The following is a 14613-nucleotide window of genomic DNA, read 5'->3' on the forward strand; positions in this document are numbered from 1 at the left end:
ATTGGATACAAAAATGGGGTTTTTGATGCTGGTTTCTATGGAAAATCTTAAATTTTTTATGGTAGATGAATGCGGATGGACGCTAATGTGCGATCGAATTAAATACAGTGCGATCGAATTAAATACAGTGCGATCGAATTAAATACAGTGCGATCGAATTAAATACAGATGCAGACGGCGGTTGAAACCGCGTCTACACAAACGATGTCCGCCGGACGCCGACTGAAGAAAACAACGTAATTTCCAAACACCCGCCCGGTCTTCAACCCGCGGAGGCGGGTTTTGTTTGTGTAGACGCGGTTTCAACCGCCGTCTGTATTTTGCCATCGTGTGCCGGCCCCGATATCTCGACTGAAAACTGTACGTGGGGTCGATCGAACTCCATGCAATTACGTTACATTTAAATCAAGTAAAGCTCCTATATAAAATTTCAAATTGCTATGCTAGGTAATTTTCAACAAAGCCAATTGCGGATTGAGGTTGAAGCTTCGGAGACTGCGATTCGGGACAGTTTGGTGCGTCCGGTGCAGTTGCAGCAGTGGCTGTGGCCTCAGCAGTTTTCTAAGGGTTTGCCCGAATTGCTCGATCGCGAATTGACATTCACAAGTTGGATAGGCCCGGTAGCGGTGCAGCACTATGTGGAGATTGCAGAGTCAAATTGTCTGCGGCTGTTGTTGAGTCAGGGAATTGACGGGTTTCACGAGTGGTATTGGGGCGACGGTTGGGTGCAGTCTCGGTTGGAGGGAGTGTCGCTGTTACCGCTGAATTTGGGACAAACCGCTAGTTTGTTGCGTTTGCGGGAGTTTTTGACGGGGAAGGGTAAGGGGAAGTAGGGGAGATATTAAAATCATCTCTTGTTCCTTGGCATAGCCAAGGAATCCCTTTCTGGAGGCTGGGCCGACCGTTAAACAAGATTACTGCGGTATCCGACTATCCAGTTTTCTGGCGAGTTCGCGAATGGGAACAGCGGAAACACTGCCATCAATATACGCAACACACACAACCGCAAATACTTTACCGCGCTGAAATCCTACTACATCCATACGCAGAGAAAAACCCTTTACATTCAGTAATGTAGTTGCTCCGGCTGCGAAATTGCCAATCCCGTCGAGATTAGTTAATTGCTGTATTTGTTGTCTGCCAAGGTCTACTCCCCGAGATTGTTGAAATGCACCTGCCAACCCATTAGTTAGCGATCGCGTCAGAGTTTGTGCATTAAAATCGGGTGAATTAAAATCAACTCTGGTGTTTCCAATGCGATCGGGAATAAGATAAGTAGCACCCATGATGATTTGTAATTGAGATATATCCTGAGTATTGGCAAACTGGAAAACTGTTTTAGCAGTAATTTCCTGTAGATTTAAGTCTTTTTTTAGTGCTGCTAGCTCAGCAGATGGGGACTCTTCAAAATTAGGCGGAAGGTCTTGCTTAGTGATTACTGCCTTTGATAAATCTGGTTGTTGGGCAACAGTTTGTATGTCTTCAGCATGACTGACTTCCGGGACAAGACTCCCAGCTAAAATAACACAGGTCAAAAGACTTAAAGCAAACAGCGATCGCTTTTTCATAGTTGGGAAATGAATCAGACTCTTCTACAGACCTTATTGTAAATGTTGTTGGATGCGATTATCCAATTTTCTGGCGATCTCGACAATTGGCACAGCAGCAACATCATCCTCGAAATACACAACTACAATTAAGCTCATTACTCGGCCTCTTACAAATACGACCCTATCCATTCGGGGACGCCGCCCAGGCATTTCAATAAGTCTAGTCTCTCCTAAAGATATATCACCAATATCGTTAGGGATAGGTAGTTCCTTTAATTCTAAAGTTTTGACCTGTCTGCCTAACTGTTGGCTTAATAACTGAGCAGTGTTGTCGAGAGTTAAACTGTGCTGTAATATTTTTCGTAAATCCTGCCTATTTTCTTTAGTGAATCTGAGTCTAGCTTTTGCAAAGTTGTCGCTCAGCAAGTCAGTATAACCCACAATGATTTGACCAGTTATGTTAGTTTCACGCAAAAAAGCAAATTCACCTTTACTTTTTGGGCTCGTTAGATTTTGGATCTCTTGAAACCCAGTAGGTAGGTCTTCTAAGGTAATGACTGTCCTCGATAAATCAATGGGTTCACCAATATTTTGGCTTTGAGCTATATGAAGAAAATGATTTGGCGTGAATGCTTTAGCAGGAAGATCAGTTATAATGACACCAAAAGTAAAAATACCTAAAACTCTGTGCAATACACTTTTCATTGACTTGACCTCAATTAACTATAACTTACCCCAATCTCCAGTCAACATAAATCCCCCCCAGTAAAACGGATGAGAATATTTAGAATTGTGATTCCTGACATCTATTTGAGCTTGACGCAGGGCTTTGGCTTTACCCATCTTTGGTAAATAGGTATAAAAGCGCTGCATCAATATTTTTGTGCTTTCATCATCTGAAGTTTTCCAGAGATTCGCAATAATACTCGGGGTTCCAGCATACATAAAACCTCGGCTAAGAGATGTTATTTCATCTCCGTAATTCACATCTCCTCTTTGAGATGTTATTTCATCTCCGTAATTCACATTTCCTCTTTGACCTTCACAGCCAGTCAATACTACTAAATTTGTTGCTGCTGTTAAATTAAGTCCGTATAAATCGCGTACTTGCAAATTGCCATCATTCTGATTGTCTTTTGCTAAATATATAGTGCTGGATAACGGATTATTTTTATTGTATACGGCGTGTGCAGCTATATGCAAAATTTCATATTTTCCTGCTTGTGATACTACAGCAGTTTCTGTAGCCACTTGCTCCACTAACACTTGAGTTTTCGGGTATATTTCTTTAATCGCTCTTACTTCTTCACCAACACCTGTTAACACAAGTAAGCTCACCTCACTAGGGGGAGTGCTGAGTTGGGGATTTCCCATACCTAGAGCTAGAATTGTGCCAGCAGATGGCTTGCGTTTTCCTCGTAAAAAAGGCAAAATGCTGGCATTAGGAAGCACAAACATAGCATAATCATCTATCAAATTACGCTTGCCATCTGTTAACCCAGGAAAAGGTACTGAGTTAAGCAAATCATGTGGAATAATGCCAATGGTAGAAGTAGTTATATAGGGCTTGATAGGAGCAATCAGCTCTTTGTATAACTCTTGTAAACTAGCTGGATGGGGGTTGTTGTCTCTGTTTGTGGCATCGCCTTCACTCCACCTATCGATAGCTGCTCTTAAATCTTTGCGACTTGCTGGCAAGCGCAGCATTTTCAAACTGTTAGCAGTGATGATAAAAACCAGTGTCCCTCCGTTGGTGACAAAATATTCAACTAGCGTCGTGTCACTGTCTATCTGAGCAATAGCTTTTTGAATTTCACCCAATGAAGCTACCTCAACTCGTTTTAATGAAGCGGTTTCTGGACTCCGATTTTTTAGCTCTAAGTACCAATCTTCATACTGTTTTTCGAGGCTCTCAAGTTGAGGATCTAATGTTTCTCTTATATTGTTGAGTTCCTGATTATTTTGAGCATTGATTAGACGGTTGCGTACAGTAGCAATTTCTTGTTCGAGCCCATCTCCATTTGCTAATAACTCAGCATCCCCGTTTTTTCTAAAATCGATAGAGCCGCGAACATATTGATCTAGAAAAGCTCTGGCTTTGGCGCGTTCAACATAGTTAAAACTTTCTTCATAACGACCTGCTAGAGATAATAGAATGCTCAATCGTTCGGACATTAATCCCTGCATCCTGGCAAAAGATCTTTGATGCTCTTGAACCTTGATACCACCTACAATTTTCTCGTTGACATCAACAGCTTGCTTGTAAACATTAACAGCCTCTTCTAGATTGCCCTGCCCCTCATAGGCCAACCCAATAAGAGTCAGTGTCATTGCTTTTAAGGTGAAGTTGCGAGTTTCCTGCCAGAAAAGAAGAGTAGGTTGTAGGGACTTAATAGCTCCAGCAAAGTCTCTCAACCCCTGTTTAGCAAATCCAATATGAAACAGACAGGAAGCCTCTTGGAGGCGGGAACCTGTAGCTCGGTAAATAGTTAGTGCAGCTTCCAGTTTTGAGATAGCTTCGTTGAATTTACGCTGGTAAAATAGCTTCAGACCTTCATCCAATAGCATATCGGCTTGCGATCGCGAATTATCAGCCTTATATACGGGCAGGGATGCTGCTAGAAGTGGGAAAATAGCTGGAGATAGTGTTGCTATTATCAGGCTAATTCCGATCGAATACCAAAATTTTATCCTCACGCTAACCTCTACTGTTTAGGAACTTAATTTCTTAATCTGGTCTTGCAGTTCGATAAGCCGCTGCTGGTTTCCTAATTTTTTGTATAGCTCTAAGGCGCTTTTGAAATTCTCGATTGCTTTAGCTTTATCGCCCAGCGTCACATAAACTTGACCTAACCCTGATTGTGCTGCTGCTAGTTCTGCTAATTCTTGATTAGAATTAGCCAGCTTCACTGCCTGCAAATAATAGGGTAGAGCTAGAGAAGCCAGTCCAACCTGCTGGTAGAGGTCTCCCAACAAGCGATGTACGGCTGGCGTTTGACTTTTAATAGCTAGCGGTTCAAGTAGTTCAATTGCTTCAGCTCTCAAGTAATATCCAGTGTAAAGATAAGCCACTAACAAAGACTTAGTTTCCTCAGGCAACTGCTGTTTAGAAATCAGAGCCGATGCAGATCTCACATCATCAGCATCCTTGGCATCCAACACTCTAAACTCTACAGATACTTGTTCCTCTACAGAAGATGATCCATCTTCTGCTTTCACAATTAATGAGTATTCTACTCCTGGTTCCAATGGAGGTTGATCGGACGGATAGGGAAGTTGGTTATCCGTCACGTTTTGTTTCTGCCAAATATCTTTGTTCAAGCTTCGAGATGTCAGGCGCACGGTGTAACTTTTTCCGCCCCGTATAGGACGGTTCCACCGAAATGTTGGTCTGTTCGTCAGCAAAAAGGTATTGCGGGGACTGATGATGTATGGAATGCGATTGCTTTGTCCGCCACGATAGTTAGCAGGATCGTTAGGACATGGCCTGCACCTAGCTAGCAGCCATCCTCTCTTTTCTTGAGAGATCCGCGTGTCAGCAGTCGTGTCGGCAACAGGTGCTGCTACCGCCAGCGTTGCTTTTGACCATTTGAATCCCTCAGTTTCTATATTTATGGTTGCCAAAATCAAACTTAAGGCAATTAAAATAGATCGGTTGCATTTCATTTTTGAGTATTTTGAAGTTGCAGGCGCTTTTGTGCCTGATTCTTCCAAATTTTCTCATCTGGGTTGTCTTCAGAAGCATATCTTAAGCAATTTTTCCATTTTTCTCCAACTTCTACTTTATTCCCCTGGATCTCTAGTATCTGTGCCAACAGGCAATACGCGGGCGCACGCTTCCCATCCAAGGCAAGAGACTTTTGCAAATATATTTTAGCTTCCTCGTATTTTTCTTGTTCCTTCAACGCCAATCCGAAGTTTTTCAGCAAGGCAGATTCTACTGCCTTATCCTTAGTTAACTCTAGACCCTGTTTGAGGAGTGCAATAGCAGCAGAATACTGTTTTTTGTGAATGTACAATCGTCCCAAGTTGTTGTAAGGTTTGTCATAATCAGGTTGTAAAGCAATGGCTTTTTGGTATTCTGCCTCGGCCAATTCCCACTTAGCTCGTTTTTCGTGAACTTTTCCCAGACTGAAATAAATTTCTGCAAAGTTGGGATCTAGAAATAGTGCCAAACGATAGTATGACTCAGCTCGCTCCAAATCACCTGCTTGGAAACTCTCAAATCCGCGATGATAGAAGTTAAAAGGAATTCGCTGCAAAAAATACCGCCCGCTAAAGAAACCTAGTGGCAACAACACCCCCAGTGCGATCGCTGCCTTAATGACACTGGAAATGTTGATTAATTTAGCAATGCCATGTTTTAAACTAGCGGAGAGTTTTTTTTCAATTTTATCTCGATTATTTACAGACAAATCAGTTGGCTTATCTTCTACTACAGAAGGTTCTTTTTCTAGCGTTGCCAAATATTTCAAAATAATTTGCGTATCTTGAGGTCGCTCCCTATGTAAAGGAGCTATCATTCGATCGATTAAATTAGCTAGATTCTCGCCGACTGTAGGAGCATGATGTCGCCAAATCAACAGATCATCATCATCTGTATCAAACTGTTCTGGAGAGATTCCCGTTAGCAGGTAAACCAATGTGCAGCCCAAGGCAAAAAAATCAGATTGTTTAAGAGGTTTTCCCTTCCTTTGCTCCTGGGGCGTGTAACCGGCCGTCCATAGCTTTGTCGCATCAACATCGTCAACTAATTTGGCAATATAAGTATCAGTGATTTGCTTGACACCACCAAAATCTATCAGCACTAGCTGTCCGTTTGGTTTTAGCATAATGTTGGGAGGCTTAATGTCACGGTGAATATAATTATGCTGATGCAAATATTCCACTATTTCTAGCAGTTGTTTTAACCACTCTATAGCTTGTTTTTGGGTAATAAACTTATCATCTCTCTCCCGCCGCCAATTCTCTAAATTTTGTCCGTCAATTTTCTCCATTACCAAGCAGTGCCTAGTATCAATTCCATCTTGCCAAGTAAAATAGCAGTCGGATTCAACTCTGGGAATGCCTGGATGATTCAGCCGTTTTAATATCTCAGCTTCTCGCTGAAATAAAGAGAGAGCTGTTTGTCTCTTTTCTGAATTATATAAACTATCTAGATTAAGAAGTTTTAGAACCTTTAGTGTCCCTTCGTCATCAACTTCATAAGTTTTACCAAAGCCTCCTTCACCGAGTAACCGCACAATGCGATAGCGATTTTTAACAACTGTTTCCGGTTTAATCATGACAGTTTTTATGTAGTTAATTGTTATTAAATCGATTGAACATGTACTTTTTAATTATAGGTCGCAGGGTGAAAAGGCTGTTACCACCGACATTGATTTTTTCAATTAGCGATCGCCATTCCAAAGATTGGAGAGCGTCCGTTACTTGCGAGCTGGAGGGAGAGGAAGGCATATTCTCCCGCAATTGCGATCGCGTCAGGGGTTGAGAAGCAAGTGCAAGCTGGTACATCACTTCAATTTCTACTCTAGAAATTCGCTGAAACTGTCGGTCTAATTCTTCCGTTAGTTGATTGCCGAGAAAAGTTGTATTTTGCCCCAAAAAATCAGTAGCTCTGCCATTAAAGATTTCTAAAATCGTTGTTGCCACAATTTTGAGCAACAAAGGATTACCTTCGTAGCGATCTATGAGGCTAGTCCATTCCGGTTCTTCAACTAGCTCTCTGTCTCTGAGGATTTGCTTAGCTGCGTCTTTTCTTAAACCATCTAACTTATAATAGCGAACCGGGCTGTTTCTGTCTGCCATCAAATCAATTACCCTCAATTTTTCAGAACAAGTAAGCACTAAGCAGCTTTGATGGCTCAATTCCCCTATCTGTCTGAAGAATTGCCCGTAATCCTGATATCCTTCTCGATATCTTCCGGCTAACTGACTGGTTTCCAGAATTGTTTCCACTCCATCCAGTATTACCAGACACCGGTGCGATCGCAAACATTCCATCAGTCGCGAAACGTCACTGACTGAGGTACCTGGCAACGTTGTTTCTGTACAGTCAGAAAAGGATTCGAGCAAGTCAGCGAGAATGTTTTGCAGCGGTGGAGATCCCCTGAGACTTCGCCAAATAACAAATTGAAAGCTGTCTTGAATTTGCCGTCCCAACTTCACAGCGATCGCCGTTTTACCCACTCCCACCATACCTCCCAACGCCACGAGGCGACAGCGATCCGTTACTATCCACTTCTCCAAGGTGTTTAGTTCATCCGCGTATCCGTAGAAAACCGAGAGTTCCGGTGCATCATCACTCCAAATCTTCCGCTGTAGAGGTTTTAGTGAGTGCTGTTGGCGCGATCGCACCTTCAGTGGGGGTTCAATCACTATTCTGAGAGTGTTTTTAGTCACTGGTTCTCCTATAACCTCTGAGAGTAGCTTCCACAGCTTAGGTGCCAGCATTTTCTTTATATAGTCAGTGCTATAGCGAGAAATTTCCATATCATCGTATTCCTGACCCTCCCAAGAGCGTCTAAAAATCTCCTTTTGCTGAGGACTTAAGCCTTGTCCTCTACTTTCAACAACCCAATTATCCAATAAAATTAACAAGTTTTCAATATCCACAGTTTAGCCAAATCTCAAGGTTGCTATTCATTGTACTTAATTTTATGAACTTTATGAACTAACTGTATGAACTGAGGATGAATTGACTGATAAAGACCATGAACTTTCACTATTTACTTTTTACTTTATAAAGTAGACGCTTAACAAAGAAGTTACTCAAAACAAATCAGCAGGACAGGTAATTATATGTCTTACCCTTTCACCCCTGATGACCGCCAAAACTTGCTGGCATCTGCCAACCCTCCCATCCCAGGTTTGAATGACACCCTTGAAGCGAACAAAGGAATTATTCCACAGTTAGATCCTAACCGCTTCTTAAGAGGTGGTGCTAGCCAAGAAGCTAACATCACGACTCTAACACCAGACAATAACGAAAACTTTATCTTGTCTAACGCACCGTTGCCGTTCCAGACAACAGATTTCTCACTAGCCGATGTTAGCACGATCGCAACCGCTCCCTCTGTAGATTCACTAACGGGTGAGGCAATGCCAAAGGTTTACGAGGAACTCAAGAACTTTGCCACCGATCCAGATTTTACGGCTAAGATGAATGAGGCTTTTGGGGATAGTTGGGATACTGAGAAAGCGAAAGCCTTAACACAAGAATGGATCGGCGACGATTTTAGTGGTATCCCACAGGTGAAGGTTATCTCTGAATCTGAAATTAATGGAGCGAATGGGGCTTTTGCTGCTGCGACGGATACGATTTACTTATCTAAGGAATTTTTGGATCGGAATGTGGGGAACCCGACGGCGATTGTCGATGTGTTGCTCGAAGAGATAGGTCACTCTGTTGATTCGCACTTGAATATTACGGATTCACCGGGAGATGAGGGGGCAATTTTTGCGGCGGTTGTTCAAGGGAAGGAATTGAGTCAAGGTGAGCTTCAGGACTTGAAGGGTGAGGATGATCGTAGCAGTGTCGTGATAGACGGACACCAATATCTAGTAGAGAAGCAGTTGAGTTCATTTCCGATCCAAGGTAGCATTGGTTCTTTTTACAACAGAAATCCAGCTATAGCTAGCCAGTTGGGTAAAGCTACCAGTGCTGAATACCAATTTGTATATAGTAAATGGCGACAAAACTTCCAAAATGGTGCAATCTTTCATTCCGCCAATGGTACTTTCTCTGTTCGCGGTAGCCTGGGCAATAATTACCTGAATTTAGGAGGTCAAAATAGTCAGCTAGGCTTGCCTACCAGTGAAGAATCGCATCTTGGCAACGGCAATTGGCGACAAAATTTTGAGAAGGGAACTCTCGATTGGCTGAATAATGGTACGGCTAAAGTCACCCTCTATTCGGGAAATAATAGTCAATTACCTACTAGCATACAACAGGCTGATCCTTTCTTCAAGCTTCAATACCTTAATGCTAAATATAATCCAAATGGACCTAACGGCAGCAATAACTGTGGTCCTGCTAGTTTAGCTATGATTTTGAAGATGCTTGGTAAAGAACCAGCTAATATCAGCGTTGAAACTAGCATAGACTATGCACGGGCCCAGATGTTTGGATATTCCAATAGTGTCAAACAAGGTTTGAATGTGCTGGATTTAGACAGACAAAGCACTAACTGGGATCAAATCAAAGCAGGAATCACAAAGACAGGTGGTAAACCAGAAGATTTACAAGGATGGGATCAGTTAGATCAATCTCTTAATCAAGGAAAGCCTGTTATATCTTGGGGATTTTTACGACCTGAGTGGCGTCAACAGTTCCCGCAAAGAGTGGGTGATGGCTATACACCACACCTCAATGCAATTCTCGGAAAAACAACTGATGGCAAATATATCGTTGCCGATCCAATGCACCAGGGAGGTCCTGTTGCAATGACGAAACAGCAACTTTCTGTTTTCTATTGGCAGCCAGATCGAGGCTCCTACCAGCCTGTATTCATCGCTTTTGGCAAAAAGTAACGTTAGCAGATATCAGTGCTACCTAACTGTGACTGACTAAAGATAGCGATCGCCTTCCTCATCCGACGGGCGATCGCTCCTATTACTCTCGCTTGCGAATCCATTCAAATCCACGTAAACCTATGTCTAATCAGAGTCAAAAAATGTCGAAAAGCACTACAAAAATTACGGTTTTAGGAGCTACATTTTCCATCCTAGCAACTCTAGTGTCATTTCCCCTTGTGGCTTTAGCCAACAACTGGGCTGGTCCAGAAAGAAGAGGGTCTTGTTTCATTCCCAGAGCTGAATTTAGCTTTGAATGCAAGTTTGGCCCCTATAACTCAGATAAACAGATTGGTGGTTTCTATGTCAATCCAGAGCAGACTGCTGGCTATACGGGTCCTATGCCATTTCGGTATAGGGTCAATGGTGGTAATTGGCAAGAGACTGTGCTTATTATGGGTCGAACTGGTAGTAATTACATCGATTTTGGCAATGGAGTGTCTAGTTTCGAGTTCCTATTTCCCCGTTCTGTGCGTACTCCTTTAGGAACCGGAGAAAGCACCATCAATTTTACTATGAATTATGACCTAGATTGATAGTAGTGGGGTGCGTCATATCCCGTTATATTATCGGCAAATTGAATAACTCTTGGCTGACGCACCCTACAAGTTTTAGCTACTGTGCAACAAGCGTCTCGCCTGTCCATCCCTGCGGTTCAATTCCCCCTACCTAGCCCGCACAACCAGCACCGAACAAGGAGCCTCAGCCACAACCTCAGCACTCACCGAACCCTCCAAAATCCGCTTCAAACCTGTTAAACCCCGACAGCCGATCGCTATTAAATCCGCTTTATAAATATTCGCCAAACGTAAAATCTCCTCGGCCGGTTCCCCCGCAACAATCTCCAACTCACTCTCGCAAGGCAAAGTTTCCTGATAAGATTGCAACAACTTCTCTACTTCTCGGTAAGCAATCTCATTTCCCTGAGCGTGAGGTCGATCGACCACCGCATCAAAATCTAACGTATCAGAACTCACAACATGAACTAAAATCACCTTCGCCGTCGGTTCTAGTTTAAACTGTCCCACAGCTTGCAAAACCTGTGCTGCAAACTCAGAATTGTCGATCGCCACCAAAACAGTATTCAATACAATGCACCTTTAAATATCAGATATTAGACTTTAAACTTCTCATTGATATTCGCCTACTTTCCCCAATTTAGCGCTTCCCACCAACAGCATCATTACTACACAGAAACCCGGTTTCTTAACATAATTGCCTAATTTTAGCAAGATATTGGAAGAAACCGGGTTTCTTAAGCCCGAAGTGCTTCAACAGTTGACAGTTGACAGTTGACAGTTGACAGTTTGAGAGCGACCTCTACCTAGAAGTCAGAGGATTGGAGTAATGAATAGTCTGATTTTAATTTCTCCCTCAAAGACTTGGGGCTTTCAACCAATTCTTTCTGGTAAATCTCGATCGCCAACCTCAAATGTACCATCTAAAACTCATCATCCCCCTCATTTTCAGTCCGCAAGCGCACCGAATCAGCATGAGAAGGTAAACCCTCAGCTTCGGCCAACACATTAATCGCCCTACCCACCTTCTTAAGTGCAGCCGGCGAATATTGAATCAAACTCGAATGCTTCATAAAAGTTTCCACACCCAGCGGCGAAGCATAGCGCGGAGCACCAGAAGTCGGCAAAGTATGATTCGGGCCAGCCAAATAATCGCCCACAGCTTCCGGTGTGGAACAGCCTAGGAAAATCGCCCCAGCGTGCCGAATTTGGTCGAGCAAAGCCCAGGGATCTGCCACTTGCAATTCCAAGTGTTCGGGAGCAAACTCGTTAGAGAGTTCCGCCGCCGCTTTCAGAGAATCAACCACTACAACTAAACCGTAATTGATGATCGCCTTTTCCGTCAAAGTCCGGCGCGGGTGATTTGTCAACTGTCTGTCAACCTCAGCCACCACCTTCCTAGCCAACACTGAATCCGCCGTCAGCAAAATCGCCGACGCCATCGAATCGTGCTCGGCTTGAGCCAACATATCCGCAGCTACGTGTACGGGATTCGCCGAAGCATCAGCAATAATCAGCACCTCCGACGGCCCCGCCAGAGAATCGATCCCGACAGTTCCGTAAACCAGTTTTTTCGCCAGCGTTACGTAAATATTCCCCGGCCCAGTAATTAAATCTACCTTGGGAATAGTTTCTGTACCGTAGGCCAAAGCTGCGATCGCCTGGGCCCCACCTACCCGATAAATCTCATCAACTCCCGCCTCCTGAGCCGCTACCAGCACCGCAGGATTCATTTTCTTCTCCTGTCCGGGGGGAGTACACATCACCAGTTTCGGAACCTTGGCGACCTTCGCAGGCACCGCATTCATGATTACCGAGCTGGGATAGGACGCCTGACCGCCAGGGATGTAAATTCCCGCGCGATCGACTGGCGTGTAGCGCTTGCCCAAAACAACCTCGTCATCACCAAACTGCACCCAAGACTTGGGGACGCGCTGTCGGTGAAACGCTTCTACCTGTTTGCAAGCCAACCGGATGGCATTTAATAATTCTTTCGATATTTGCTGATAAGCAGCATCCAATTCGGCGCCACTCACGCGCAAATCCGCCGCATTTAGAGTCATGCGGTCAAATTCAGCAGTATATTGCAGCACAGCCTGATCGCCTTTGCGTCTTACAGCTTGCAGCACCTCCCGCACGGTGGCTTCTTTGTGAATAACAAGTTCGTCGTGGGTGCGATCGCAGATTCGTCGCAGTTCAGCTTGCGCCTCAACCCACTGAGTAATAATTCGCAGCATGGAGATTAGGAATGCCGTCAATAATTCACGCTTGATTTGCTTGACAATTGGGGATTTTTGTGACTATCTCCTGGATAAGTCAGCCACCACCAGTCCACAAGCTTAAACCGCGAGTCTCGCGGCTGTTTCAAAGGCTTCGTTTCCCATCGTCAGTGCAGCGTTTAAATCTCTGTCGAGGATTTTTTTGCCAAACTGACGACAAGTCACAACCTTCCTTGAGGAATTGCCTTTGATACTCCCCAGCCCTAAAGGGACGGAGATTCTTGAAGAGTTCGTATTTGAACTTTCAAAGGCGAAATCAAAGCGCCTCTACCCACTCAGCTTAGACAAATCCAAACTTTGCGTATACTTTTAGCTTTTTTATGTTTTCGGAGTCCATCACTAATGCCAAAGATACGGTACGCTCAACAACCTGCCTTTTGTTTGCCCTTTAACTATTCCGAATCAAGTCGGATATGTCCGTTGCCGGGATTTCACCGCACTAGGTTGTTTCAACACGCAGATGGTTATTCTTACTTGCTACTTGAATTATATCAAATACTCAAGGCGGTTGAAACCGCCGCCGACTTATCCCCGTGTCTGAAGCCAGGGGCACGGGAGGCTCGTTTTTTGGTCAGAGAACCGGGTGCACAGAGGGGGAGGGAGGAGGGGAGGAGGGGAGGAGGGGGAGAGGGGGAGAGGGGGAGAAGGAAAAAATCTTCCCTCTTCCTTCTTCCTTCTTCCTTCTTCCCTCTTCCCTCTTCCTTCTTCCTTCGACGAAGCCCAAATAACCCGTACTCTTTGTTATAGCTTAACTTGGATTTTTCAGGGAATGGGATTTTGAGCCGAATCGATGCTATATTAGTTTTTTCGACACCTGATAATTTTTTATAAAAAAACGCCAAGTTATTGTATACTTGAAAATTGCGCGCAATAAACCGTGACTTTAACTCGTGACGGTGTGAAACCCCGCAAGACGCCTCGATCGCACCCTTGTCATACCTTTGGGTATCGTCAGAGGTAAAAAAAGGGCAGTTAAATGAGTCAATTAAAAATTATTGCGCGATCGCTCTTGAAAAAGTAGCCCCAGGCTCAGCTTGAATCCGATCGATCGGCTCATGGCTGACTCAGCTTTAAAAAAATCAAGCTTTTTGCGGCTCCCACCCGAAAAGATTGTCCCTCAAAATCTCCGTGTCTTGAGACTATCTTGAGACTATGATGTATCAATCAATACCTACTTCCACAAACTGAACTATGGCAAATATTAAGTCCGCCGTCAAACGAGTCAAAATCGCCGAGCGCAACCGCTTGTACAACAAGTCGTACAAGTCAGCGGTAAAAACTTTGATGAAAAAGTATTTTGCAGCCGTCGATAAATACGCCGCATCTCCGACACCAGAATTAATGCAAGAAGTCCAGCAGCGGATGTCTGAGGCCTATAGCAAAATAGACAAAGCTGTGAAAAAAGGTGTATTGCACCGTAACAACGGCGCTCGCAAAAAGTCCCGCTTGGCAAGAACCCTCAAGCCACACGAAACACAAGTAGCATCCTAAGACAGAAGAAGGAAGTTCGGCAACGATCAATGTACAAGATGTAACGGATGTACAGGATGGAAGTCCGATGGAAGTCGGAAGAAGGAAGAAGTTCGGCAACGGATTTTGTAACGGATGTAACGAATGTAAGGGATGGAAGTCCGATGGAAGTCGGAATAAGGAAAAAAGCAGCAGGAAGTAAGGAAGAAGGGAAAAAGTAGC

General features: G+C 43.9%; 14 protein-coding genes. 6 read left to right on the forward strand and 8 right to left on the reverse strand.

Annotated features, from left to right (window positions below; translation table 11 throughout):
- The first annotated feature begins 13 nt into the window (after window positions 1-13).
- Both QZW82_RS23050 and QZW82_RS23055 read left to right on the forward strand, forming a co-directional pair.
- A complete protein-coding gene (locus tag QZW82_RS23050; protein ID WP_293153400.1) occupies window positions 14-142 on the forward strand; it encodes a hypothetical protein in 129 nt (42 codons plus the stop codon).
- A gap of 298 nt (window positions 143-440) precedes the next feature.
- Window positions 441-833: a hypothetical protein gene (locus tag QZW82_RS23055; RefSeq protein WP_293153403.1), complete on the forward strand. Its 393-nt coding sequence runs from the start codon at window positions 441-443 to the stop codon at window positions 831-833.
- An 81-nt stretch (window positions 834-914) separates the two neighbouring features.
- Here the strand turns inward: QZW82_RS23055 and QZW82_RS23060 are convergent, their stop codons facing one another.
- The 6 genes from QZW82_RS23060 to QZW82_RS23085 all read right to left on the reverse strand — a co-directional run bounded on the left by QZW82_RS23060 (window position 915) and on the right by QZW82_RS23085 (window position 8165).
- On the reverse strand, window positions 915-1568 hold the full coding sequence (locus QZW82_RS23060; RefSeq protein WP_293153406.1) for a hypothetical protein: 654 nt from the start codon (window positions 1566-1568) through the stop codon (window positions 915-917).
- A gap of 33 nt (window positions 1569-1601) precedes the next feature.
- Window positions 1602-2255 (reverse strand): hypothetical protein, encoded by a 654-nt coding sequence (locus tag QZW82_RS23065; protein WP_293153409.1) that lies wholly within the window; start codon window positions 2253-2255, stop codon window positions 1602-1604.
- A gap of 18 nt (window positions 2256-2273) precedes the next feature.
- Complete coding sequence (locus QZW82_RS23070) at window positions 2274-4118, reverse strand: CHAT domain-containing tetratricopeptide repeat protein (RefSeq protein ID WP_293153412.1); 1845 nt, start codon at window positions 4116-4118, stop codon at window positions 2274-2276.
- Between the two features lie 144 nt (window positions 4119-4262).
- Window positions 4263-5216, reverse strand: a complete 954-nt coding sequence (locus QZW82_RS23075; RefSeq protein WP_293153415.1) for a tetratricopeptide repeat protein — start codon at window positions 5214-5216, stop codon at window positions 4263-4265.
- Window positions 5213-6835, reverse strand: a complete 1623-nt coding sequence (locus tag QZW82_RS23080; protein WP_293153418.1) for a serine/threonine-protein kinase — start codon at window positions 6833-6835, stop codon at window positions 5213-5215. The genes QZW82_RS23075 and QZW82_RS23080 overlap by 4 nt, the downstream gene beginning before the upstream one ends.
- Window positions 6836-6851: 16 nt before the next feature.
- Window positions 6852-8165 carry an NB-ARC domain-containing protein gene (locus QZW82_RS23085; RefSeq protein ID WP_293153420.1) on the reverse strand — a complete coding sequence of 438 codons (1314 nt, stop codon included), beginning with the start codon at window positions 8163-8165 and terminating at the stop codon, window positions 6852-6854.
- 186 nt (window positions 8166-8351) lie between these two features.
- On the opposite strand from QZW82_RS23085, the gene QZW82_RS23090 reads away from it, so the two are divergent.
- Both QZW82_RS23090 and QZW82_RS23095 read left to right on the forward strand, forming a co-directional pair.
- Window positions 8352-10082 carry a C39 family peptidase gene (locus QZW82_RS23090; RefSeq protein ID WP_293153423.1) on the forward strand — a complete coding sequence of 577 codons (1731 nt, stop codon included), beginning with the start codon at window positions 8352-8354 and terminating at the stop codon, window positions 10080-10082.
- 143 nt (window positions 10083-10225) lie between these two features.
- Window positions 10226-10660: a hypothetical protein gene (locus tag QZW82_RS23095; protein ID WP_293153427.1), complete on the forward strand. Its 435-nt coding sequence runs from the start codon at window positions 10226-10228 to the stop codon at window positions 10658-10660.
- Between the two features lie 129 nt (window positions 10661-10789).
- On the opposite strand, the gene QZW82_RS23100 is transcribed toward QZW82_RS23095, so the two are convergent.
- Window positions 10790-11218 (reverse strand): universal stress protein, encoded by a 429-nt coding sequence (locus QZW82_RS23100; protein ID WP_293153498.1) that lies wholly within the window; start codon window positions 11216-11218, stop codon window positions 10790-10792.
- Window positions 11219-11565: 347 nt separating this feature from the next.
- Window positions 11566-12879 carry a histidinol dehydrogenase gene (gene hisD / locus QZW82_RS23105; protein WP_293153430.1) on the reverse strand — a complete coding sequence of 438 codons (1314 nt, stop codon included), beginning with the start codon at window positions 12877-12879 and terminating at the stop codon, window positions 11566-11568.
- Between the two features lie 1233 nt (window positions 12880-14112).
- Here hisD and rpsT point away from each other — a divergent pair.
- Window positions 14113-14412, forward strand: coding sequence for a 30S ribosomal protein S20 (rpsT, locus tag QZW82_RS23110; protein ID WP_293153433.1), 300 nt, complete (start codon window positions 14113-14115; stop codon window positions 14410-14412).
- Window positions 14413-14468: 56 nt separating this feature from the next.
- Complete coding sequence (locus QZW82_RS23115) at window positions 14469-14612, forward strand: hypothetical protein (RefSeq protein ID WP_293153436.1); 144 nt, start codon at window positions 14469-14471, stop codon at window positions 14610-14612.
- Window position 14613 lies beyond the last annotated feature (1 nt).

The sequence above is a fragment of the Microcoleus sp. bin48.metabat.b7b8b9.023 genome, assembly GCF_013299185.1.
Taxonomy (GTDB): Bacteria; Cyanobacteriota; Cyanobacteriia; order Cyanobacteriales; family Microcoleaceae; genus Microcoleus.

Excerpts from the sequence above, each read along its gene's own strand:
- QZW82_RS23050 (WP_293153400.1), top strand. The coding sequence starts at position 14 with ATGGGGTTTTTGATGCTGGTTTCTATGGAAAATCTTAAATTTTTTATG.
- QZW82_RS23055 (WP_293153403.1), top strand. The coding sequence starts at position 441 with ATGCTAGGTAATTTTCAACAAAGCCAATTGCGGATTGAGGTTGAAGCT.
- QZW82_RS23060 (WP_293153406.1), bottom strand. The coding sequence starts at position 1,568 with ATGAAAAAGCGATCGCTGTTTGCTTTAAGTCTTTTGACCTGTGTTATT.
- QZW82_RS23065 (WP_293153409.1), bottom strand. The coding sequence starts at position 2,255 with ATGAAAAGTGTATTGCACAGAGTTTTAGGTATTTTTACTTTTGGTGTC.
- QZW82_RS23070 (WP_293153412.1), bottom strand. The coding sequence starts at position 4,118 with ATGCTATTGGATGAAGGTCTGAAGCTATTTTACCAGCGTAAATTCAAC.
- QZW82_RS23075 (WP_293153415.1), bottom strand. The coding sequence starts at position 5,216 with ATGAAATGCAACCGATCTATTTTAATTGCCTTAAGTTTGATTTTGGCA.
- QZW82_RS23080 (WP_293153418.1), bottom strand. The coding sequence starts at position 6,835 with ATGATTAAACCGGAAACAGTTGTTAAAAATCGCTATCGCATTGTGCGG.
- QZW82_RS23090 (WP_293153423.1), top strand. The coding sequence starts at position 8,352 with ATGTCTTACCCTTTCACCCCTGATGACCGCCAAAACTTGCTGGCATCT.
- QZW82_RS23095 (WP_293153427.1), top strand. The coding sequence starts at position 10,226 with ATGTCGAAAAGCACTACAAAAATTACGGTTTTAGGAGCTACATTTTCC.
- hisD (WP_293153430.1), bottom strand. The coding sequence starts at position 12,879 with ATGCTGCGAATTATTACTCAGTGGGTTGAGGCGCAAGCTGAACTGCGA.
- rpsT (WP_293153433.1), top strand. The coding sequence starts at position 14,113 with ATGGCAAATATTAAGTCCGCCGTCAAACGAGTCAAAATCGCCGAGCGC.
- QZW82_RS23115 (WP_293153436.1), top strand. The coding sequence starts at position 14,469 with ATGGAAGTCCGATGGAAGTCGGAAGAAGGAAGAAGTTCGGCAACGGAT.